This window comes from Orbaceae bacterium lpD01 (genome assembly GCA_036251705.1).
Taxonomy (GTDB): Bacteria; Pseudomonadota; Gammaproteobacteria; order Enterobacterales; family Orbaceae; genus Utexia; species Utexia brackfieldae.
Genome location: CP133959.1, coordinates 483,567 through 506,758, shown reverse-complemented (window position 1 = coordinate 506,758; position 23,192 = coordinate 483,567). Strand labels below are relative to the sequence as shown.

Below are 23,192 nucleotides of genomic sequence, written 5' to 3'. Positions count from 1 at the left end.
AAAAACCAGCCAATATTATTTACGCTATCAATCAAACTTAATTAGCCGCTGACTCTCTTTCTTGAATATAAGAGAGCGCCATCTCAATGCGTTTTAAGCTGCGCGCTTGCCCAATGGCAAAGACCGTCGCATCTACCGAAGGGGACTGACCGATACCCGTAACGGCAACGCGCAGTGGCATACCGACTTTTCCCATACCGATTTCCAGTTCATCTGCACTTGATTGAATCGCATGATGAATATTTTCAGTGCTCCATGATAACGCATCAATCGCGGCAAGCTTGTCGCGTACGCGCTCTAATGGTTGACGTGCAACCGGACGTAGGTGTTTTTTCGCCGCCTCTTCATCAAACTGCTCAAAATCTTCATAACAGTAACGGCAGCTCTCAGCCATCTCTTTTAATGTTTTGCAGCGCTCAGCAAACAGTTTGACTATCGTGATTAAATCGGGACCCTTATCCAAATCATAACCCTGCTGATTCATATGCCACATCAGATGACTGGCAACATAATCGGCGCCGGCATGATTAATATAGTGATGGTTCAGCCATAATAATTTTTCTGTGTTAAATGCACTGGCTGATTTACTGACGCCTTCAAGGCTAAAGTAGTTCATCATCTCCTCTACCGAGAAAATCTCCTGATCACCATGCGACCAGCCCAGACGGACTAAATAGTTTAACAGTGCCTCTGGCAAGTAGCCATCATCACGATACTGCATCACACTCACGGCACCATGACGTTTAGATAATTTCTGGCCATCATCGCCCAGAATCATCGAGACATGACCATATTGTGGAACTGGCGCATCAAGTGCTTTAAGAATATTGATCTGTCTTGGTGTATTATTAATATGATCTTCGCCACGAATAACGTGCGTTATCTCCATATCCCAATCATCCACAACCACACAGAAATTATAGGTTGGCGATCCATCGGTTCGACGAATAATCAGATCATCTAACTCTTTATTGGCAATTTCGATGGGTCCACGAATAATATCTTTAAAAATGACTGAACCCTCTTGCGGGTTAGCGAACCGCACAACACTCGGTTCATCGGCATGATGCGCTTTTTGTACAGCATCACAACGACAATGGCCGTCATAACGGGTTTTTTCACCGCGAGCCATCTGCGCTTCACGCATCGTTTCCAACCGCTCTTTTGAGCAGTAACAGCGATAAGCAGTGCCTTTTTCCAGCATGTTATCGATAACCTGATTATAACGATCAAACCGTTTAGTTTGAAAGAATGGACCTTCATCCCATGAAAGTTGCAACCAATTCATCCCATCCATAATCGCTTCAATCGCTTCCGGCGTTGAACGCTCAAGATCGGTATCTTCAATACGTAAAACAAAAGTTCCTTGCGCATGGCGAGCATAGAGCCATGAATACAGCGCAGTTCTTGCACCACCTACGTGCAAATAACCGGTTGGACTGGGTGCAAAACGAGTTTTCACTTTCATGATATAATCCTAGTAACCTCAAAACAGTAACCGAATATTCTAGCACGATAGACCAATTGAGCAATATAAAAACATCCGCAAATTTGACACAAAAAAAGTTATGGTGAATCCGGCTATCATTATTTCGATATACACTTTTAACTTGATAATTTTAATCGAGTTAAATTCTAAAAATCAGGCTGTTTGCCAAATCACTTCACGCCATTTTCTGACGCTATTCATAAAGACGATTTTCTCAGCTTTTGCCAGATCAGCTCGCGTTAATACCGCCTCGGTCAGTTTGTGCTCCGCAACTAACTGTGCTCGCATCGTACCAGCTAAAAGTCCGCAACTGCTGCTTGGGGTTAACCACTGACCGGCAATGAACAATGCCACATTGCCATTTACAAATTCGGTTATTTCATCACGCTCATTAAATAACAGATATTCATGGTTTAATGAAGCTGCGGGATAAAATTCACGGCGCGTCGTTTTATGATATAAAAATCGATTTCGGCTATTGACCGCCTGAGCTGACCATGTGGCATAAAGCGGCACGTTTGACATACTGGTTATCACATCGGCATTTAACTGAAGATGACCACAATGATCCATTAATAAGCGTACTTTCCACTGCCCTTGCCGATACTTATTGGCCAAATCGTTTAACTGTTGAATAACTACTGGTATATCACAACGAAAACGAAAATAAGCGGCCGAATCAGCCAAACGCTGTAAATGCCGATCGAGTAAAAAATATTTACCCTCATCGAGCAGTAAACTCTCTAACAAACAATCGGGTAATGGCACATCATATAACACTTGCGCTTTATGAATGATCTCTTGATATTCATCCTCAGTCGTCGAATCCCAGGTAATGCCGCCCCCGACGCCATACTGCGCTTGAGCCGTTTTTTTATCAACCACTAAAGTACGAATCGCCACATTAAAAATCATCTCTTTATTGGGTTTAATTATGCCAATGGTACCACAGTAGACGCCGCGCGCCTGCCCTTCTAACCGGCGAATGATTTGCATGGTGCTCTCTTTAGGGGCACCGGTTATCGAACCACATGGAAATAGCGCTGATAATATCGCCGATAGTCCGAGCGATGGATCGATATCGGCTGAGATAGTTGAAGTCATTTGCCATACAGTTGGATACTTTTCAGCGCTAAATAGTTTATCGACATGCACACTGCCGGTTTTAGCAATACGATTGAGATCATTGCGTAACAGATCGACAATCATCATATTTTCGGCATGATTTTTCTCACTACTTAGCAGCGCTTTTTGCACTTCATCGTCAGCTAAGTGTAATCCTCTGGCTGAGGTACCTTTCATCGGTTTTGTGATGATTTTACAGGCCTTGTAATGAAAAAAAAGCTCTGGTGAAGCACTGAGTATAATCTGATCACCGATATCCAGATAAGCACAATAATCGGCTTGTTGCGCCTGTTTTAGATGGGCATAAAAAGTATAAGGATCATCAGCTAATCGACCATTGAGCCGAATAGTATAATTCGTTTGATAGGTATTACCCTGAGCAATTTGATGTTTAATCTCGGCGATTGCCGCTTGATAAGCGGCTTGCGAGACGCTGGGTTGCCAATCTCCCGACTCGACAGGGCAAAGATTAGACTGATTGTCATCAATATCATCGACATCTTTATAAATCCCAAACCACACTAACGGCATCACATTTTGCTCAGCCACCGCATAATCAGGATTAAATGCCGGCGCGGCTTCATAAGCGATATAACCGACCGCGTAATAACCGTTATCAACGGCTTGTTCTACTTCAGCCAGACAGGCTATCACCTGATCAATATCATTAGTTTGGATAACCTTGATCGGCTGTTTAAATAATAAAGCAGTACCTAAAAAATCTAAACGCAGCATAAATGGATTACTTATTACTTAAAAGAGAATAAAAAATCAAAAACTGTTTGAGTAACGCTAAACCGTTTTCGGTTAATATGGCTTCGGGATGGAATTGGAGACTTTCAATCGGCAACGTTTTATGACGCAGCGCCATAATAATCTGATCATCAGTCAGTGCTGAAATCTGCAAACATGCCGGTACGGTTTGATTATCGACAATCAATGAGTGGTATCGAACCACATTTAATGGATTAGGTTGCCCTGCAAATAGGGTTTGATTATCGTGGCTAATAGCGGCAATTTTACCATGCACCGGCGTCGTGGCTGGAATCACTTTAGCGCCAAAATATTGCGCAATCGCCTGATGTCCCAGGCAAATCCCCAACATCGGCACTTTACCCGCAAAATAATCAATCACCGCGAGTGTCATCCCTGCCTGATCCGGATTGCCAGGTCCAGGAGAGATGACAATCGCACTCGGCTGTAGACGAATAATCTCAGTCAAGGTTAAGGCATCATTTTTGATAATATGAACAACCACACCCAGTTGCCGAAAATAGTCAGCTAAATTGTAAGTAAAAGAGTCATGATTATCGATAAGTAGTAGCATAAAATCAGTCAGCGTCAATATAAAACAGACAACTAGCCCTTATGGGGCTAATTGTATGATGTGGATTATTGGGTATTGGCTAACATATCACGGTAATGCGATTTGCGTTCAAACTGTTTCACCGCAAAAGAGCATAATGGTACGATCTTGCGTCCTTCTGCGCGCATTTTTTCAACAACCAGCTCAAATAGACGATCGGCAATACCCTGACCGCGATAATTAACATCGACAAACGTGTGATCAATGATGGCAATATTATCCCCCTGCAACTGGTAAGTTATCTCAGCAATATCATCCTTACCATCTGGGCCCGGCACATAAAAACGATTGTTACCTTCTAGATATTTCATCTCTTTCTCCTTGTTGAAAATAAGCATTCCACAGTCACTATCATCAGATAGCCATTGATACCTTAATATCTATTTAAACTATATACCTGTTATCTTTGAAAATAAAGTCCAGCAAAAAGGTGACCGTCTGAGGCGGGCTTTAATCTTAACGGAGAAAGCCTCTCAATGTGAACTTAGGATGAGAGACCATCATAAAACGGCCATTCTGCTGCTTATGTATCACGCTCATTTGACATCGAGAAAATAAAAAACCGGCACAAAGCCGGTTTATCGAACAAACAGATCATTAACCTATTAATAAAGTCTTTTGGCTGTATTATAGAGCTCATGATTAAACGGACGTTTCATGGTTTCAATTGCATCAATAATATCATGATGAACCATCTTCTCATTTTGTACACCCACACAGCGGCCACCAAAACCTTGTAATAGCAGCTGTACGGCATACTCACCCATACGTGAAGCTAAAATACGGTCATAAGGTACCGGACTACCGCCACGTTGAATATGACCTAGAATGGTTGCACGCGTTTCGTGATGCACAGCATTTTCAATCTCTTTAGCCAGCTCATTCACATTACAGATGTGCTCAGTAATCGCGACGATGGCGTGTTTCTTACCTTTGGCAAAACCCTGTTTGATTTCATGAATCAACTCTTCTCGTTTGAATTCAATTTCAGGGATCACAATAAACTCACAACCACCAGCAATGGCTGCCGCAAGAGTAAGATCACCGCAATGACGCCCCATCACTTCAATCACCGAAATACGCTGGTGTGAAGACGAGGTATCACGCAATCTATCAATCGCTTCAACAACCGTATTTAATGCTGTAAAAAAACCAATCGTATAATCGGTGCCCGCCACATCATTATCGATTGTGCCCGGAATACCAATACAAGGAAAACCCTCTTCGGTTAGACGTTTAGCCCCCATGTAAGAGCCATCCCCACCGATAACCACTAAGGCATCAATTTCATGTTTTCTTAAATTACCAATTGCCTTTAAACGATAAGACTCTTCTCTAAACTGAGGAAAACGCGCAGAACCGAGAAAAGTACCGCCGCGGTTAATCATATCTGATACGCTATAACGATTTAAACGTTCAATCTTATCTTCGTATAAGCCAAGATAGCCATCTCTTACGCCATAAACTTCCAAACCTTCACCTACTGCAGATCTGACCACACCTCGAATTGCAGCGTTCATACCCGGCGCATCACCACCACTTGTTAATACAGCAATTTTCTTAATCATAGATGCCTCGATAAAATTATTTTCATTCACTATTATAAAGATTTACGATTATCCTCACAACCGTTCACTCTGCGCTTTTTTCTATATATCAATGAACTTTTCTACGCTAAAAATTCACAATTTATTCGATCTTAATCTCATCACGATTGAATTGAGGCGTTTCTATCTCATTTTTTTCCATAATCTCATGTTCAACGACCGAAACCGGATCCTGATGGATAATAATATCAGCATCGACAAAGACTTGCTGAAGGGCCTTTTCAACCTTATCGGCAATACTATGCGCTTGAATAAGTGGCATATCATCAGCCAGTTCTAAATGAATCTGAATAAATTTAGTCTTACCTGATTGACGGGTACGGATATCGTGCACCCCTTTAACCTGAGGAAATTCACAAGCAATTTGCAGTATTTGTCTGATCTCCTCATCCGGTAAAGCCCGGTCTAGCAATGATTGTATTGCATTGATGCCAATATGAATCGCACTACCTAAAATATACAAACTTATCACTAAGGCAAAAATGCCATCGGCATAGATAAAACCGAGCCAACTGATCAGCAGAGAAAGCAGGACAGCAATATTGAGCATCACATCAGACTGATAGTGCAGCATATCCGCTTTGATGGCCTGACTACCGGTTTTTTTCACGACATGATGCTGATAGACCACCAAACCCACGGTAAAAATTAGCGAAATGACTGAGATCAAAATACCCAGCAGTGGAAAATTAATCGCTTTAGGATTGAATAGGCTCTTCACGCTATTAAAAGCCAGAATAATCGCAAAGCTCATCACAAAACCGCTTTGGGCCAATGCCGAGAGCGATTCAGCCTTACCATGGCCAAAGGTATGGTTGCGATCGGCCGGTTGTAAAGCGTAACGCACTAAAAATAGATTGATGACCGAGGCCAAAATATCTACGCCAGAATCTAATAAGGAGGCTAACAGAGAAATAGAACCGGTTAACCACCACACAATCATTTTAGTGAATAATAAAATAGACGCGGAAATCACGGCAAAGTGTGTGGCGCGTCTGACAAGTTTATCGTAATTCATCACTCAGTTAATCATCATCAAGAATAGCAAATCGATATCATAGCAGTATATTACACGACGATGTCATGAATAGATACGCTTAAATAAACAGGACGCTGCCCATCATCAGCAATAATTCCCGGCTATTACACGCCATCCATTACCATTTATCGCATACAATTTATGATGATTTACGTATATACTATGTCGCGAATAGATCCTACGTAGTCAGATAAATGAGAGGCGAATCGCTTGTGTTAAATATTGTACTTTTTGAACCTGAAATCCCGCCCAATACCGGTAATATTATTCGCTTATGTGCCAATACTGGTTTTCAATTGCATATCATCGAACCGATGGGTTTTTCATTGGATGATAAAAGATTAAGAAGGGCCGGACTCGATTATCATGAGTTTGCCAATCTTAAGCGCTATGCTGATTTCAGCGATTTTCTTACTCAAAACAGACTTAATCTCGTCAATAGCGAGGATGCTCAGGCTATCAAGCTATTTGCACTGACAACCAAGGGACGTTTACCGCATAGTGAAGTCAATTATCAGACTAATGATTATCTGCTCTTTGGCCCAGAGACACGCGGACTACCGGCGACCATTTTAGATAACTTGCCGATGTCGCAAAAAATCCGTATCCCTATGCTGGCCGATAGCCGGAGTATGAATCTGTCTAACTCGGTTGCGGTAGTAGTTTATGAAGCCTGGCGCCAACTGGGTTATGCTGGCGCCCTGTTACCTAAATGATAATAATGACAACGGCTTAAATATCGTTATTTATTTAAGCATTTGACGACGAAAAAACAGTCGTTCGACACCTTGTACAAAACGTTTGGTCACTTTGTCGGTTAAATTGGTATGGCGACGATATTTAACCGATAAGATTTTATAGGCATCGAGATGCTCTAAGATAAAATCATCACTGGTACCTATCTCATCAACCAGTCCTTTCTCTTTCGCTTGCGTAGCAAACCAATGTTCACCAGTGGCAACCTCATCAATGGCTAAATTAGGTCGGTTCTCCTGGACAAAGTCTTTAAACAGATGATGAACCTCTTCCAGCTCTTGCTTAAATTTTTCACGACCTTCCGGGGTGTTTTCGCCAAACATGGTTAATGTTCGTTTATACTCACCGGCAGTTTGGAGTTCTACATCAATATCATTTTTCTTTAATAGACGATGAAAATTCGGGATCTGAGCAACCACGCCAATTGAACCAATAATCGCAAATGGTGCTGCAATAATTTTATTGGCCGTACAAGCCATCATATAACCACCACTGGCCGCGACTTTATCAACCACAGCAGTAAACGGAATATCCCGTTTTCTAAAGCGCATTAATTGAGAGGCGGCTAAACCATAGCCATGTACTACGCCGCCAGGACTCTCTAATTTAATCACCACTTTATCTTGCGGTTTTATCACTGAAAGTATCGCGGTCACTTCCTGACGTAAATCCTCAACCTCATGGGCATCAACGCTGCCATTAAACGATAAAACATACAGTTTAGCGCGGCTCTGCTGAAATAATTCCTCAGTTTGCACAGCAGCTTGTTGTTCATCCGCGGCTGACTTGATTTTTTTATCTTGTTTGGCTTTTTTCTTTCGCTGCTTACTGGCGAGCTTTTTCTGTTTGCGCTCCGCTTTTTGCCACTGTTTTGCTTCCTCATCACTCATGCCGAACGCAGACATCGTCTCTTGCATTTGTTCATAGTTTTCACTTAAATCTTTAATCTCTAAACTTCCTGACGGCGATTTCTTACGTTGACTGAGAATAAACACTAATAAAATAATAATGACCGCCACAATCGTGATACTTTTTGCAAAAAAAAGCGCGTATTCAAAAATAAAATTCATGATATAACCTTCTCTCATCTTCACTTAAACTGTCGCTATCATAACAGATAACCAGATGAATGGGGTAATTGTTGCTATCGTGAATAGTTTTGATTGATGACTTTATTCATCATCCGGTTTTCTTTATACTAATCATCTATTTTGATTGCGGGGATATCCATCATGTCAGTTGAGCAGCGCCAATTACGACCTATTAATGAAATAACAAAGCAATGGGGAATTGACGATAAATATGTCATTAATTATGGCCCATATGTAGCAAAAATTGATATTGCCGTCACCAAGCAAGGTGTATCCAAAGGCCAATTAGTCTTAGTCTCAGCAATCACGCCCACACCGCTGGGTGAAGGTAAAACCGTAACCACCATCGGATTAAGCCAGGGGCTCAATTATATTGGTAAAAAAGCGATTGCCTGTATTCGTCAGCCCAGTTTGGGACCAGTGTTTGGTGTAAAAGGGGGGGCTGCAGGCGGCGGGAAAGCAGAAGTACTGCCGATGGAAAAACTCAATATGCATCTTACGGGTGATATCCATGCTATTACCGCTGCCCATGATTTAGCTTCAGCTGCGCTCGATGCACGCCTCTACCATGAAGCGCGCTTAGGTGACGAATTTACCGCACAAACGCAATTAGCCCGACTCAATATCGATCAGCAGCGGATAGTCTGGAAACGAGTCATTGATCATAATGACAGAGCGCTAAGAAGTATCACCGTCGGTATTGGCGGTGAACTCAATGGTGTCGAACGTCAAGATAGTTTTGAAATATCCGCCGCTTCTGAGTTAATGGCGATATTAGCCCTCTCAACCGATCTACATGATATGCGCCAACGAATCGGTCAAATTATTCTCGCTTATAACACGCAAGGTCAGCCCATTACTGCCGAACATTTAGAAGTGGCTGGCGCCATGACCGCACTATTAAAAGATGCTATTCATCCCAATTTGATGCAAACGGCAGAGCACACACCGGTCTTAATTCATGCCGGTCCGTTTGCCAATATTGCCCACGGTAACTCCTCTGTGCTTGCCGACATCGTGGCTTTGCAGCTGGCTGATTATGTCGTCACAGAAGCAGGCTTCGGTTCCGATATGGGAATGGAAAAATTCTTTAATATTAAATACCGCCAAACCGGAGTCGCCCCCTCTTGCATTGTGTTAGTGGCTACAGTCCGCAGTTTAAAATCTAATAGTGGTGAATTTAATATCAAACCCGGTCAGGCACTCCCCGCTGCCGTGACCGAGTCTAATCTCGACCTGCTATCGATTGGTTGTGCTAATTTAGGCTGGCATATTCAAAACGCCCGCAGTTATGGATTACCGGTGATTGTGGCGATAAACCGCTTCCCTTACGACCATCAAGAAGAGTTAAATTTTGTGCAACAGTACGCGTTAGCCCAAGGCGCCTTTGCTTGTGAAGTGAGTGAAGCCTTTGCGCATGGTGGTCAAGGCACAGCGCAGCTCTCCAGGCACATCGTGAATGCTTGCCAACAAGCCAGTCAGGTTAGTTTACCTTATCGCAATGAGACACCGTTACTGGATAAAATTCAGATCATGGCCAAAAAATATGGTGCGAATCAAGCGAAACTCTCTGAGCGAGCGCTGACAAATATCAAAGAAATTGCAGCGCTCAAACTAGACCATCTGCCGCTTTGCATGGTAAAAACACCGATGTCAATTAGCGCAGATCCGAACCTCAAAAATGTCCCGACTAATTTCGATATTGACGTGACGTCATTACAAGTTTCGGCCGGCGCTGGATTTATCCGGGTTTATGCGGGTAATGTGATGACGATGCCAGGCTTAGGCACACTACCGGCCTATCGCAATATCGATATTGATGTAGATGGCAATATCGTTGGATTAAGTTAATGACAGAATTAGCATTGAAAGCGTTAGTCGATGAGTACCACTGTATTGGCTGCAGCAAATGCCTGCGGGTTTGCCCAACTGATGCTATTGTGGGCACAAAGAAAATGTTACATACCATTATGCCCCAGCTCTGTACTAGTTGTAGCCGCTGTGTTGAGGTGTGTCCAACCAACTGTATCAGTCTGGCAACCCCCGGCACACCGATATCCAGTGAAGAGGAGCATCGCTTAATTGAACAAAAGACGCTCAGGCAAACACGCCGCAATCAGCCGTTAGCCAGTCCGGTTATCAGCTTATATACGCCTCAACCAACACTCAATATCACGCCACCACCCTCGGCTGAGCAGCGCAAACAGCGTGTTGCCGATGCGATTGCCAGAGCAAAAGCCAAAAAGCAGTTAATGCAGAATAAGTAGCGACAGATTTTTATCGCCGAACAATAGGTATAAAAAAACCCTGATATGACAGGGTTTTAGCTTAAGTACATTTTTTATATTACTTAACAGTATCTTTTAAGCCTTTACCAGAAACGAATGCAGGCACTTTAGTTGCTGCAATTTTGATCTCTTTACCGGTTTTAGGGTTACGGCCAGTACGTGCTTTACGATTGTTAACTTTGAAAGTACCAAAACCAACTAATTGCACTGGTTCACCTTTTTGTAGTGATTCAGCGATCGCAGCAAGTGTAGCTTCTAATGCAGTTTTCGCTGCTACTTTAGTAATGTCTGCTTTACTAGCAATTGCATCTACAAGTTCAGTCTTATTCATCTATATATCCTTACAGTAAGTATTAAAAGTTAAAAACTAGAAAGCTAAGCGATATTACTTACTCAACTATCCTAGAAACCGCTTAGAGGCCTATAAATGTAGAACATATTCCAGCAAGATTAAAGTAAAATTTAAAAAATTTATGAAATAATGCTAATTAACCAACTTGTTTGCTCAAAAAAACACCAATATTACTGACTGCCTCTTCTCTTAAGTCTTCCTTTAACCCTTTTATAAGCTCAATATTTAGTTCATCTTCATTCTTTAACAAACGATATATTTCCCACTGAATATCGAGCTCATCTAAAATAGCTGGTAATGTTTTTAGTTCATCTTCCGATAATGCCTGACCTAATTGTGTCATTTCATAGGTTGCGACCGTGTTAAGAGAAATATTGCTCATCTTAACCGCATATTCCACCACATTATCACTTAAATAAGCGTGCAAGAGTTCGCCAAGTGCCTCACAGGCGTCTACAGCGGGAAATACACTATAACAATCAAACTGCTCAATTTCTGGAATCACCAACTCAAACTTGTCCAGTTGTGACTCAAAATTAATTTTAGCTTTTTTAACTAATAATGACTCCCAGACTAAATCGAGAATGACCCGAAAACGATTCGGCGAAACAAATTGGGTTTGTTCACAAAAAAAGGCGTAATTGGGATACATACGCTCACACAGACAAGCCATAAAGGTTTTGAGTTGCCATTGAGACAATTTTTCCAGCCTTAACTGGATGGGATTTTTGATCATCGATGATACCTTGCAGACTTTTCATGTACTGCTTTAATTAAATAGTCAACATGCGCAATCGGCGCATCTTGCATAATGCCATGGCCTAAATTAAAGACATGGCCAGTTCCTGCACCAAACTCACTCAGCACAGATTCGACTTGTGTTTCAATAAAAGGTTGCGGCGCATAGAGCACCGCCGGATCTAAATTCCCTTGTAGTGCTACGTTTTTACCGGATTGCTGAACCAAGGCACGGGCTTGGCCTAAATTGACCGTCCAGTCGACACCCAACGCATCTGCTCCGGTTTGAATCAATTTGTCCAGCCACAAACCACCGCCTTTTGTAAACAGCGTGACTGGTACATAATCGGCAGAATTGGCTGAGCTGCTATCACCTCGGTTGATTCCCTCGACAATTTGCTGCATGTAATTCAATGAAAACAGGCGATAGCTTTCATGGCTAAGCGCCCCGCCCCACGAATCAAAGATCATCACTGACTGTGCGCCCGCCCTAATTTGCGCGTTTAAGTATAAAATTACACTCTGCGTCAATTTAGCTAATAGGGCGTGTAATAATTCAGGTTCACTGTACATCATTTTTTTAATTTTTGAGAACGTCTTACTACTGCCACCTTCAATCATATAAGTTGCCAGTGTCCAGGGACTACCGGAAAAGCCAATTAACGGCACTTTACCTTGTAATTCATGACGTGTGGTGCGGATAGCATCCATCACGTAGCGCAGTTCAACCTCGGGATCGGGAATCGGTAAAACCTGAATATCAGCGGCAGAAAGCAAACTTTTCTCAAAACGAGGGCCTTCACCCGTTTCAAAGTAGAGACCGAGTCCCATCGCATCGGGGATAGTCAAAATATCAGAAAAAATAATCGCGGCATCAAGATCAAAACGGCGTAGTGGCTGCAGCGTAACCTCACAAGCGAGCTGTGGATTTTTACACAGATTCATAAAACTGCCCGCTTCGGCTCTTAGTGCACGGTATTCTGGCAAGTAACGCCCCGCTTGTCTCATCATCCATACCGGCGTACGATCAACAGGCTGGCAGCGGAGTGCCCGCAAATAACGATCGTTTTTTAATACTGACATAGTTTTATATTCCTATTTATAATAGTCTTTGCAAATCAAATTAGGGTTAATTATAGTGAGGATATAAGGTATTCTCAATCAGTATTTACCGGTTAGTCTCGGGTCTTACCAGGCAAATGATCACGACTTTGGTCGTAGGCACTTTTTTCATATAAAAAATTCATAATTTAAATCCGTTTTCGCATTGTTTCATCAGCCATCTTTTATTATAGTAACGGAAGTTTTTTATCTCATCTCAATTCAGGTTTCGCTATGGCTAAATTAAGTGTTGTTATTCTTGCTGCGGGTAAAGGGACTCGTATGTACTCAAACCGACCTAAGGTGCTCCATCACCTCGGCGGTAAATCGTTAGTACAACATGTGATTGACAGCGTTAAACCATTGAATCCAGATAACCTGTATGTGATTTATGGTCATGGTAAAGACCAGTTAGAACAGGCACTGGCTGGACAAGGCGTTGAATTGATCCTGCAGGAGAAGCAGTTAGGCACAGGACATGCGGTTCAGCAGGCGATGCCCTACCTGCAAGATGACGATAATGTTTTAATTCTTTATGCCGATACGCCACTCATTAGCGCTGCCACGTTAAACGATCTAATTGCGCATAAGCCAAGCAAAGGACTCTCACTCCTCACTGTTGAATTAACCGATCCCACTGGCTATGGCCGTATTGTGCGTGAACAGGGCAATATTGTCGGTATTGTTGAGCAAAAAGATGCCAGCGAAGCGCAAAAACAAATTCATGAAGTGAATACTGGTATTATGCTGGCACCAGGCAAAGCCTTAAAAAACTGGCTGGGACGTTTGAATAATCACAATGCACAGCAGGAGTATTATCTCACCGATGTGATTAAATTAGCCTATCATGACGGTTACCAAATTCAAGCGACACATCCGCAAAATGCCTTTGAAGCGCAAGGTGTGAATGATCGTTTGCAGCTGGCTGAACTAGAACGAATTTATCAAACCGAGCAAGCGCAGCAGTTACTCTTAGCCGGCGTAACCCTTTACGACCCAGACCGCTTTGATTTACGAGGCACATTAATCCATGGTAAAGATGTAGTCATCGATACCAACGTCATTATTGAAGGTCATGTTGAACTGGGCGATCGGGTGTATATTGGTAGTGGCTGCGTGCTGAAAAACTGCCAAATTGGTGATGATTGTCAGATTAGTCCTTATTCAGTCATTGAAGATTCAGTGCTAGCTAATGCGTGTACCGTTGGGCCCTTTGCCCGTTTAAGACCCGGCACACAACTAGCTGAAAAAGCCCATGTCGGCAACTTTGTTGAACTGAAGAATACCCAACTCGGCCAGAACTCAAAAGCCGGCCATCTGAGCTATCTTGGCGATAGCGAAATCGGTGCGCAGGTCAATATAGGTGCCGGAACGATCACCTGTAATTATGATGGTGCCAACAAATTTAAAACCATCATTGGTGATAATGTGTTTATCGGCTCTGATACCCAATTAATTGCGCCGGTAACCGTGGCTAAAGGTGCAACTATCGGCGCCGGCACCACCGTGACAGAAGATATCGGTGAAAATGAGTTAGTCATTAGCCGCATTAAACAACAGCATATTCAGGGTTGGCAGCGTCCAACCAAACAAAAATAGATGTCTACAGCATGATTGTAGCGTAACCAGTTCATTTAGATTTAGGGATAGAGATATGTGTGGAATAGTAGGTGCAGTGGCACAGCGAGATATTGCCGAAATTTTATTAGAAGGATTAAAACGTCTGGAGTATCGAGGCTATGACTCTGCTGGACTGGCTGTTATCTCATCTTCAGGTGAATTACAACGCGTGCGCTGCGTGGGTAAAGTGCAGGCACTGCGAGATGCCGTCAACCAAAATCCAGTTAAAGGATCAACCGGTATCGCGCATACCCGCTGGGCGACGCATGGCGAGCCCGCTGAACGTAATGCCCATCCGCATGTTTCTGATTATATTGCCGTTGTCCATAATGGTATTATTGAGAATTATGCAGGCCTGAAAGAAAAACTCATCGCGCAAGGTTACCAATTTAGTTCGGAAACTGATACCGAAGTGGTCGCGCATTTACTCCATAAGCAGATGACACAAAGTACCCGTTTAATCGATGCAGTGAGAGCCATCATTCCACATTTACGTGGTGCTTACGGCACGGTATTTATGGATAGACGTGACCCAAATACGTTGGTTGTCGCCCGTTCAGGCAGTCCACTGGTCATCGGCTTAGGGATTGGTGAAAATTTTGTTGCCTCCGATCAGCTGGCCCTGTTACCGGTCACGCGTCGCTTCATGTTTCTGGAAGAGGGTGATATTGCTCAAATCACCAAAACCACGATAGAGATTTGGGATAAAACCGGTCGTTTAGTCGAGCGCCCGGTGATTGAATCCAATGCACAATACGATGCCGGTGATAAAGGCACTTATCGTCACTACATGCAAAAAGAGATCTTTGAGCAACCCAATGCGATCAAAAATACGCTGGAAGGTCGCCTGCAACACGGTAAAGTGGTGTTCAACGAGCTCGATAATGCCGCACAAGAGATGCTAAAACAGGTTGAGCATATCCAAATTGTCGCCTGTGGTACCGCTTACAATGCCGGTATGGTTGCCCGTTATTGGTTTGAAGCCTTAGCAGGCATTCCTTGTGATGTTGAAATCGCCTCAGAGTTTCGTTATCGCAAACCAGCTCATCGTAAAAATAGTCTATTTATCACGTTATCACAATCCGGTGAGACGGCTGATACCCTGGCTGCGCTACGATTATCCAAGGAGATTGGCTATATCGGTTCACTGGCGATTTGTAATGTTGCCGCCTCAACCTTAGTACGTGAAGCCGATTTAGTCCTGTTAACCAAAGCCGGTGTAGAGATTGGCGTCGCCTCAACCAAAGCCTTCACCACTCAGTTAACCGTATTATTGATGCTGGTCGCGAAATTAGGTCGTTTAAATAAGATGTCTGAAGCGACTGAACAGGCGATTACCCATGCATTACAAGCTCTACCAAGCCGCATTGAACAGGTGCTGACTTTTGACAACATGATCGAGGCGTTAGCGGAGCAGTTTTCCGATAAGCACCATGCCCTATTCCTTGGCCGTGGCGATCAATACCCGATAGCGATGGAAGCGGCACTCAAACTGAAAGAGATCTCTTATATTCACGCTGAAGCTTATGCGGCAGGTGAACTTAAACATGGTCCTTTAGCCTTGATTGATGCGGATATGCCGGTGATTGTGATGGCGCCAACCAATGAGTTATTAGAAAAACTGAAATCAAATATTGAAGAAGTGAGAGCGCGTGGTGGACTACTGTACGTATTCGCTGAACAAGATGCCGGTTTCGAAAGTGACAGCACCATGAAAATTATTGCCCTACCCCATGTCGAAGAGATTACCGCGCCGATTTACTATACCGTGCCAACGCAGCTGCTCTCCTATCACGTGGCTTTAATCAAAGGCACTGATGTGGATCAGCCGCGTAACTTAGCCAAATCAGTAACGGTCGAGTAGCCGCTTGAGGTTTATCTGGCTTAGCAACGCTTTGATTGAGCGTGCTAAGCTGAGATAATGTTTGTTTACTGTTCATGATAGATAAATCATTGCGTGTTTTGTAATAGCATACATCGTCGCTATTGATGACTGAGCAGATAATAAAATCACCTTCAGTCATGATATCGTCTGTGAAATGGTGACTGCACGCTGATCACAGTGAGGTAAGAGCGTCAATAACATCGGCAGGTAAGATTGTTGGTGATTATGTTGCGGTTGATAAACCACAATAGCAGCGCTTTAGTGTTAAACTAAAGCGCTGTTTATTTTAATGGTTATCTTATATTGAATGATGCTTAGAACGCGTAAGAGATCCCCACTTCCATATCCAGTTGTTTATTGTCATGGCTACCTTTCTGGCCAGAGACAAAACCATAAGCACTTAAGTTTTTGCTGTGATTACCAGTAACACCCAGTTTCACTTCCACACGTTTTTGACCGATGGTCTGGTCAGCACTATCTAAGTTGACATTGAGTTTGTTTTTCTCACCATTGTAGATACCATTGACTTCCATAAATGGCATTAAGCCTTGTCCATCCAGATTTTGGTGAAACAGACGCACACCTAAGCAGCTCTTAAAACCAGCCATCTTATTGCTCGTATACGCTGTGCCAGTATGATCAATCATATCATTGGCTTTATAGTAACCGTAGCTGACTGAGCCATTGGGTTTTAAGTACCAGGCACTGTTTTGGTCAGTATTAGCCAGTAGTAGTTTATAACCGGTTTCAGCCATCGCCATATATTGATTCGCATTGTATTTCACTGAGCCCATTAAGGCATTTTTGAGCTGGTTGTTTAGATGAGCATAAGTAATCCAGCTGTTCAGATAAGCTCCTTCGACTGCTTGTGAATTTAACAATAAATAACCGCCAAATGACACCCCTTTCACATCTAACTCAGCACGGCTATCGGTAAAGGCCGATTTTGAGCGTACCTGATCCTGACCAAGGCTGGCAAAGCCACCGGCAATCGCGCCTAAATCAACTGAGCGGTATAAGTCCGTGCCGATAGTCATTGACTGTGCAGAGGTGCGGTTATGTAACCGGCCACCAAAGATATCATAGTGCTGGTAGTTGGCATTGATTTTACCCCAAACGGCCTGACACTCACCGCCAGTCTGTTGGAAATCATCGACTGGATTATTTTTAAAAATTTGACTAGCCAGCTGCTGTGCCCCTAGAACCGCCCCAATATCGGGATTAATCATCTTCACGCTTTGATCATCTGTATCAAGTGCTGGCGCTGCGCCTGCCCTATCATCAGCTAAATCAAAAGCCATCGGCGCCATCGCGCTCACTGGCAGCATACGGCTGTTTTTAGCGGTTGCATTTGCATTAGCGTCGTTGGTTAAGTAGTAACCATTTTGCTCGTCATTCTCAAATGTTGGAATTCACTAACGAGATATTTTTTGCTCCGCCCTGCTGACTAAATATAGTATTGCTAATTCCAGAAAAATAACCGTCACCTAAAAAAATATTGGTACCATCAAGATTAATATTGCTGGTATTGTTAAGATGATAGCCACTCATTCCTATAGCGCTTGTAACAAATCCAGCTCCGTTCATAAAAAAAGTGATCAGTTGAGTTGATTTCGTAGAGTGTTGGCAGGAGGCTAGGAGATGCATTAGAGGCTGTGATAACACTGATGCCACCATAGCAGTTGCCAGAACAATGATATTCCGCACCACTGGAATCCATTGTCACATTAGTACCATCTTTAGCCCACACATCAATTAGACGGGACGAGCTGCTGATATCCGCGTTATTTTGAATATAGATATCAGCGGTATCACTGTACATCGTTTGTATAGAAATACCTGCACCAATCGCATCAATGTTACCACTATTAATCACATTGATATTGCCTGCGGAATTCTAGTAATCAATCGAAATACCATCAGTGCCGCTGGTAATTGCGCCATTGTTAATATTCGTGATATCACCATCAACCTTGTTAGCGGATAAATTAATGCCGGCTTTGTCACTGGTTATGGCCAAACGATTCATCACATTAATATTAACAACGCGATTACCGGCAAGATTAATACCTGAATTTTCAGTAATGATCGGCTTGCGATTATTGACACTGATTGAACCAGATGTTTGCCCAATGATACTGACGCTATTATCCACAGCATAAACTGTGGCAGCCGAGGTGGTTGCCATCAGCACGATTGCTACATGTAACGCAGTCGTGATCCGAGTCGGTTTTATTATTTTTTTCATGTTTTCCCCATTGTTATTATGAATAAGCTTAGTTTTATAGTGGATTAAAGCATAACAAAATAGCACAAATAAATAATATTTTATTTTATAATTATGAAGCTATATGATCAGATGCTAGATTAATTATTCAATCAATTTAAGGGGGTTAAGGATAAAATGAACTAGTTTAAATGCGCAATTATTAATTTTTTTGCTTGATATACTTTGCCACTATCGCTTTTTCATGGTTCAAAGATCTTTCAGGTATAAACCAGATGATGATAAAATAGCGAAATCATTGATGTTTAGCACCGTTATGATAATGGAGAGTTGATAGTTTCAGACCATCATCGCAGTGCATCAGTTTACAAACAAAAGCACTGCGATGGGTAGATGAGTCAAAAGATAACTAAAAGTGCTAAGGCTTAGTACGCGTAAGCCAGCCCCCTTTCCCTATTCTGCTGTTTATCGTCACGGCTGACTTATTGATCTGCTATAAACACCGCAAGCACTATCGGTGTAAATCATGATAAGTTTTAGATGATCTTTGCAAATCGATAAATTGCCCTATCTGGTTACCTATCAACTCAGCAGCCTAGCTTAATAGAGACACAATCTGCGCATTAGTCTTGCTATGCGCTGAATGATTACGCTTAATTATCAATAGCCACTATTGCTGAATAATAGCGCTATCAGTAGTCAGTACAACAACACGACTACTTAAAAAAATCACTTGCACAGCGATAATAAATGAATAAAAATACATAAATACAGAATGATTATTCTTCGAGGGAGCTATGAAAGCAAGATCAATTCAACTGATAGAAAGCTTAAGACATTCATCACCTTATATCAATTCTCACCGAGAAAAAACCTTTGTTATACTCTTCACTGGTGCGGCGATAAAAAGTAATAATTATGCAAATATTATTAATGACATTGGTCTGCTGCATAGCTTAGGCATTAATATGGTAATTGTGTATGGCGCCAGAAACCAAATTGATAGCGCGCTGCGCTATCAGCAGATTCAGCCAATTTTTCATAAATATACCCGTATTACTGATCAGCGCACACTGGATATCACCAAACAAGTCGCCGGTTTATTACAGCTCGATATAACCGCCAAGCTCTCCATGAGTCTGAACAATACGCCGTTACAAGGCGCACATCTGAATGTCGTGAGTGGCAATTTTGTGATTGCTCAGCCACTTGGGGTTGATGACGGAGTGGATTATCAGCATACCGGTAAAATACGCCGGATTAATAGTGAGGCCATCCATAAACAGCTACAAAATCGCACCATTGTGTTAATCGGCCCGATTGGCGTATCGGTGACCGGCGAGAATTTTAATCTCACTTCGGAGGAGATTGCCGCAGAAGTAGCCATAAAACTGCGCGCAGAAAAACTGATCAGCTTTTGTGCTGAGCAAGGCGTACTCGATGAACATGGGCAGGTGATCAGCGATCTCTATCCAGTCGATGCCGACGCGTATGTCCAAAGAAAAGCGGCGCTGGGTCTACCACTCTCCAGTGAAGCCCGATTCTTAACCGCTGCCGCAAAAGCCTGTAAAAACGGTGTTCGGCGCAGCCATCTGGTCAGCTACCAGATTGATGGCTCACTATTACAAGAGCTATTTTCCCTTGATGGTATTGGCACGCAAGTGGCAATGGCACATTCAGAACAAATTAGATTGGCTAATATCCATGATATTGGCGGCATTTTAGATCTGATTCGGCCGATGGAGGAGCAAGGAATCTTAGTCCGTCGTTCCCGTGAACAGCTAGAGATGGAGATCGATCAGTTTATGATTATTGAACGAGATAATATTAAGATTGGCTGTGCCGCGCTCTATCCCTTTTATGAAGAGCAGATGGGCGAAATGGCATGTGTGGCGATTCATCCAGATTATCGTAAATCATCGCGCGGTGATGTGCTGTTAGAAAAAATTATCGAACGAGCCAAACAGCTCAGCTTAAACAAACTGTTTGTGTTAACCACGCACAGTATCCACTGGTTTCAGGAGCGAGGCTTTAAACCAGCCTGCGTCGATGATTTACCGATAAAGAAGAAAGCGCTCTATAACTATCAGCGTAATTCGAAAATTCTGATCCTGACCATTGATACTGACTAGCCTTGCAGATAACGCGCAAGGATGTTACCGGTAAACGCTTTTTTAAGATAAAATCCGCGCGGCCGGGTATAGATGATCTGGCCTTCTTCGCCTATCGCTTCAGTCAGTATCCGGCCATTGGCCGCCTTAGGCCGTAACTGTAGATATTTACCTTGGCGAGCCGTGACTTGGTTAATCTGACCGAGCACAATCATATCCATCAACTCCTGCCAATCGGCCTGCAAGGCCTGCTCTTCATCAGCATTTGGCGTCCATAAAATCGGTGAACCGATACGACGCTGGGCCAGCGGTATATCTCGGCTACCTTCGACGGGAATCCATAACACTTTTTGTAACTTATAGCGTACATGGCTGGTCTGCCAGGTTATACCATAATTGGCCATTAAGGGTGCAACACAGACAAAGGTGGTTTCAAGTGGCTGGCCTGTTTTATCCACCGGAATGGTTTTTAACTCAATGCCCAAATCAGCAAAATCTTGTTCAGGCTTGCTGCCGGCTTGAGCGCCTAAATAGGTCTCGAGTAACTGACCAACCCAGCCCTTATCACGTTTTAAATTCTCCGGGATCGGCAGATTTAAACAATCGGCAATTTCGCCCATCGTATAACCAGCAATATGTGCTGCTCGTTTCAGTAATTCTAGCTCGGAGGTCGGCGGTAACATCATCATGGGACTATCTTCTATTTAATCAATTTGCGGTAATAAATAATTTAATTATCTCATTTTTAAATCTAAAATTGTGCGTATAATGATCTCTTTTGTTACCCAAATGGATGACGATAATCACTATGTTCGAATGGCTCTCTGACCCTAATGCCTGGCTCGCTTTAGCGACATTAACTATCCTCGAAATTATTCTCGGGATCGATAATATCATATTTCTATCGCTGGTCGTTGCAAAACTACCCAAACATCAACAGAATTTTGCGCGTCGATTAGGCTTAGCGGCCGCGATGATCATGCGCATTGGTTTACTAGCTTCACTGGCTTGGATTGCCAAGCTCAAAGAGCCACTATTTTATATTTATCAATATAAAATCAGTTTGCTCTCACCGGCTAATTTAGCCGCCAGCAATGATTTTTCAAGCTTACTTATTGCCATTTCCGTACGTGATCTGGTGCTACTGTTCGGTGGTCTGTTCTTAGTCTGGAAAGGTATTTTAGAAGTTAAAGAGATGTTTCATCAACCAGAACATGAAAAGTTTTCATCGGTATCGATGACGCTGGCAAAAGCGATTGTCCAGATCATGGTGCTCGATATCGTCTTTAGTCTGGACTCGGTCATTACCGCTGTCGGACTTTCAGATCATCTATTTATCATGATAGCTGCGGTGATCTTTGCTGTGATGATTATGATGTTTGCTGCCAAACCCATAGGCGAATTTGTTGAAGCTTATCCATCCGTTAAAATGCTCGCCTTGGCTTTCCTTATCTTAGTGGGCGCGATACTCATTATCGAGAGCCTGCATGTCCATGTTCCGAAAGGATATATCTATTTCGCGATGTTCTTTTCATTGGGCGTGGAAATACTTAATCTGCTACGGGATAAAAAGCTCAAACAGTCATCAGATTAATATGCATTATTTATCTTGCCATCAACGCCATTTGATGGCTTTTTTATGTCTATCATCAAGCAGACAGGATTGAAGAGAGAGGCTTAAATAAACTAGCAAATTCACCGATTATCTTATCGTCATCATCAAGTAATCAATTGGACACATTTAAGCATAAAAAAATCCGAATAATATTCATTATTCGGACTTATCAACTGGTCTGATTACGTAAAGCGCTAAGCCAGTTTATTCACCAGATCTGCATAAGCATTAATAATTAACTGTAAGAACTCTTTGCTTTTCGGCACAATGTTACCGTTTTCATCAAAGGCATTGGCTACACCGCCAAAATAGGCTTCTGGTTGTTGTAACGTGATCATATCCAGAAATACTAATGACTGTCTGATGTGATGATTAGCACCAAAACCGCCAATCGCACCTGGTGATGCGGTAATCACGACAGCCGGTTTTTTCGACCAGATACTTTTACCATAAGGACGTGAACCGACATCTAAAGCATTTTTTAATGCTGCTGGAACAGAGCGATTGTATTCAGGTGACACAAAAATAGCCCCCTGACAAGCGGCCATTTCCTGACGAAAACGGGTATAGGCTGCCGGCGGATTATCACCATCAATATCTTCATTATAAAGCGGTAAATCACCAATTTCGATAATCTTTAAACTTAATGAAGCAGGGGCAATTTCCTGCAAAACTTTGGCCAGCTTACGATTATATGAATCTTTTCTAAGACTACCAACAATAACGGCAATAGATTTACTCATCGTTTATCTCCTTTTTTATTATTGTAAGAAAAAGGTAGC

21 protein-coding genes are annotated in these 23,192 nt (G+C 42.7%); 7 read left to right on the top strand and 14 right to left on the bottom strand.

From position 1 onward, the window contains the following. Positions 1-37: 37 nt before the first annotated feature. From gltX to RHO15_02305, 6 genes are all read right to left on the bottom strand, one after another. Positions 38-1,468 (bottom strand): glutamate--tRNA ligase, encoded by a 1,431-nt coding sequence (gltX, locus tag RHO15_02330; GenBank protein WVD64376.1) that lies wholly within the window; start codon positions 1,466-1,468, stop codon positions 38-40. A gap of 174 nt (positions 1,469-1,642) precedes the next feature. Then, a complete protein-coding gene (pabB, locus tag RHO15_02325; protein WVD64375.1) occupies positions 1,643-3,349 on the bottom strand; it encodes an aminodeoxychorismate synthase component I in 1,707 nt (568 codons plus the stop codon). Between the two features lie 7 nt (positions 3,350-3,356). Continuing rightward, positions 3,357-3,941, bottom strand: a complete 585-nt coding sequence (locus tag RHO15_02320) for an aminodeoxychorismate/anthranilate synthase component II (GenBank protein ID WVD64374.1) — start codon at positions 3,939-3,941, stop codon at positions 3,357-3,359. A gap of 65 nt (positions 3,942-4,006) precedes the next feature. Next, positions 4,007-4,291, bottom strand: a complete 285-nt coding sequence (locus RHO15_02315) for a GNAT family N-acetyltransferase (GenBank protein WVD64373.1) — start codon at positions 4,289-4,291, stop codon at positions 4,007-4,009. Between the two features lie 294 nt (positions 4,292-4,585). Then, complete coding sequence (pfkA, locus tag RHO15_02310; GenBank protein WVD64372.1) at positions 4,586-5,548, bottom strand: 6-phosphofructokinase; 963 nt, start codon at positions 5,546-5,548, stop codon at positions 4,586-4,588. A gap of 121 nt (positions 5,549-5,669) precedes the next feature. Next, positions 5,670-6,605 (bottom strand): cation diffusion facilitator family transporter, encoded by a 936-nt coding sequence (locus RHO15_02305; GenBank protein ID WVD64371.1) that lies wholly within the window; start codon positions 6,603-6,605, stop codon positions 5,670-5,672. Positions 6,606-6,838: 233 nt separating this feature from the next. Between RHO15_02305 and trmL the strand changes: the two genes are divergently transcribed. After that, positions 6,839-7,342: a tRNA (uridine(34)/cytosine(34)/5-carboxymethylaminomethyluridine(34)-2'-O)-methyltransferase TrmL gene (gene trmL, locus RHO15_02300; protein WVD64370.1), complete on the top strand. Its 504-nt coding sequence runs from the start codon at positions 6,839-6,841 to the stop codon at positions 7,340-7,342. A gap of 30 nt (positions 7,343-7,372) precedes the next feature. Here trmL and sohB read toward each other — a convergent pair whose 3' ends face one another. Then, entirely contained in the window at positions 7,373-8,452 is a 1,080-nt protein-coding gene (sohB, locus tag RHO15_02295; GenBank protein ID WVD64369.1) for a protease SohB, read from the bottom strand. Positions 8,453-8,614: 162 nt separating this feature from the next. Between sohB and RHO15_02290 the strand changes: the two genes are divergently transcribed. Together RHO15_02290 and RHO15_02285 are read left to right on the top strand one after the other, a co-directional pair. Then, on the top strand, positions 8,615-10,324 hold the full coding sequence (locus RHO15_02290; protein ID WVD64368.1) for a formate--tetrahydrofolate ligase: 1,710 nt from the start codon (positions 8,615-8,617) through the stop codon (positions 10,322-10,324). Continuing rightward, on the top strand, positions 10,324-10,740 hold the full coding sequence (locus tag RHO15_02285) for an RnfABCDGE type electron transport complex subunit B (GenBank protein ID WVD64367.1): 417 nt from the start codon (positions 10,324-10,326) through the stop codon (positions 10,738-10,740). The genes RHO15_02290 and RHO15_02285 overlap by 1 nt, the downstream gene beginning before the upstream one ends. 79 nt (positions 10,741-10,819) lie before the next feature. On the opposite strand, the gene RHO15_02280 is transcribed toward RHO15_02285, so the two are convergent. From RHO15_02280 to hemE, 3 genes are all read right to left on the bottom strand, one after another. Beyond that, a complete protein-coding gene (locus RHO15_02280) occupies positions 10,820-11,092 on the bottom strand; it encodes an HU family DNA-binding protein (protein ID WVD64366.1) in 273 nt (90 codons plus the stop codon). A gap of 157 nt (positions 11,093-11,249) precedes the next feature. Beyond that, the gene (locus RHO15_02275; protein ID WVD64365.1) at positions 11,250-11,849 is read right to left on the bottom strand and encodes a DUF416 family protein; all 600 of its coding nucleotides are present in this window, start codon (positions 11,847-11,849) and stop codon (positions 11,250-11,252) included. After that, positions 11,846-12,934, bottom strand: a complete 1,089-nt coding sequence (gene hemE / locus RHO15_02270) for a uroporphyrinogen decarboxylase (protein ID WVD64364.1) — start codon at positions 12,932-12,934, stop codon at positions 11,846-11,848. The genes RHO15_02275 and hemE overlap by 4 nt, the downstream gene beginning before the upstream one ends. A 252-nt stretch (positions 12,935-13,186) precedes the next feature. On the opposite strand from hemE, the gene glmU reads away from it, so the two are divergent. Next, a complete protein-coding gene (gene glmU / locus RHO15_02265) occupies positions 13,187-14,551 on the top strand; it encodes a bifunctional UDP-N-acetylglucosamine diphosphorylase/glucosamine-1-phosphate N-acetyltransferase GlmU (protein ID WVD64363.1) in 1,365 nt (454 codons plus the stop codon). Positions 14,552-14,606: 55 nt separating this feature from the next. Further along, positions 14,607-16,436 (top strand): glutamine--fructose-6-phosphate transaminase (isomerizing), encoded by a 1,830-nt coding sequence (glmS, locus tag RHO15_02260; protein ID WVD64362.1) that lies wholly within the window; start codon positions 14,607-14,609, stop codon positions 16,434-16,436. 335 nt (positions 16,437-16,771) lie between these two features. Here glmS and RHO15_02255 read toward each other — a convergent pair whose 3' ends face one another. Both RHO15_02255 and RHO15_02250 read right to left on the bottom strand, forming a co-directional pair. Beyond that, entirely contained in the window at positions 16,772-17,869 is a 1,098-nt protein-coding gene (locus tag RHO15_02255) for an autotransporter outer membrane beta-barrel domain-containing protein (GenBank protein ID WVD64957.1), read from the bottom strand. Between the two features lie 485 nt (positions 17,870-18,354). After that, positions 18,355-18,705, bottom strand: a complete 351-nt coding sequence (locus tag RHO15_02250) for a hypothetical protein (GenBank protein WVD64361.1) — start codon at positions 18,703-18,705, stop codon at positions 18,355-18,357. A gap of 776 nt (positions 18,706-19,481) precedes the next feature. Between RHO15_02250 and argA the strand changes: the two genes are divergently transcribed. Further along, positions 19,482-20,816, top strand: coding sequence for an amino-acid N-acetyltransferase (gene argA, locus RHO15_02245; GenBank protein WVD64360.1), 1,335 nt, complete (start codon positions 19,482-19,484; stop codon positions 20,814-20,816). Here argA and mutH read toward each other — a convergent pair. Further along, positions 20,813-21,484: a DNA mismatch repair endonuclease MutH gene (gene mutH, locus RHO15_02240; protein ID WVD64359.1), complete on the bottom strand. Its 672-nt coding sequence runs from the start codon at positions 21,482-21,484 to the stop codon at positions 20,813-20,815. The genes argA and mutH overlap by 4 nt on opposite strands. A gap of 119 nt (positions 21,485-21,603) precedes the next feature. On the opposite strand from mutH, the gene RHO15_02235 reads away from it, so the two are divergent. Further along, positions 21,604-22,389 carry a TerC family protein gene (locus RHO15_02235; protein WVD64358.1) on the top strand — a complete coding sequence of 262 codons (786 nt, stop codon included), beginning with the start codon at positions 21,604-21,606 and terminating at the stop codon, positions 22,387-22,389. A gap of 215 nt (positions 22,390-22,604) precedes the next feature. On the opposite strand, the gene RHO15_02230 is transcribed toward RHO15_02235, so the two are convergent. Beyond that, complete coding sequence (locus tag RHO15_02230; GenBank protein WVD64357.1) at positions 22,605-23,153, bottom strand: NAD(P)H-dependent oxidoreductase; 549 nt, start codon at positions 23,151-23,153, stop codon at positions 22,605-22,607. Positions 23,154-23,192: the final 39 nt, after the last annotated feature.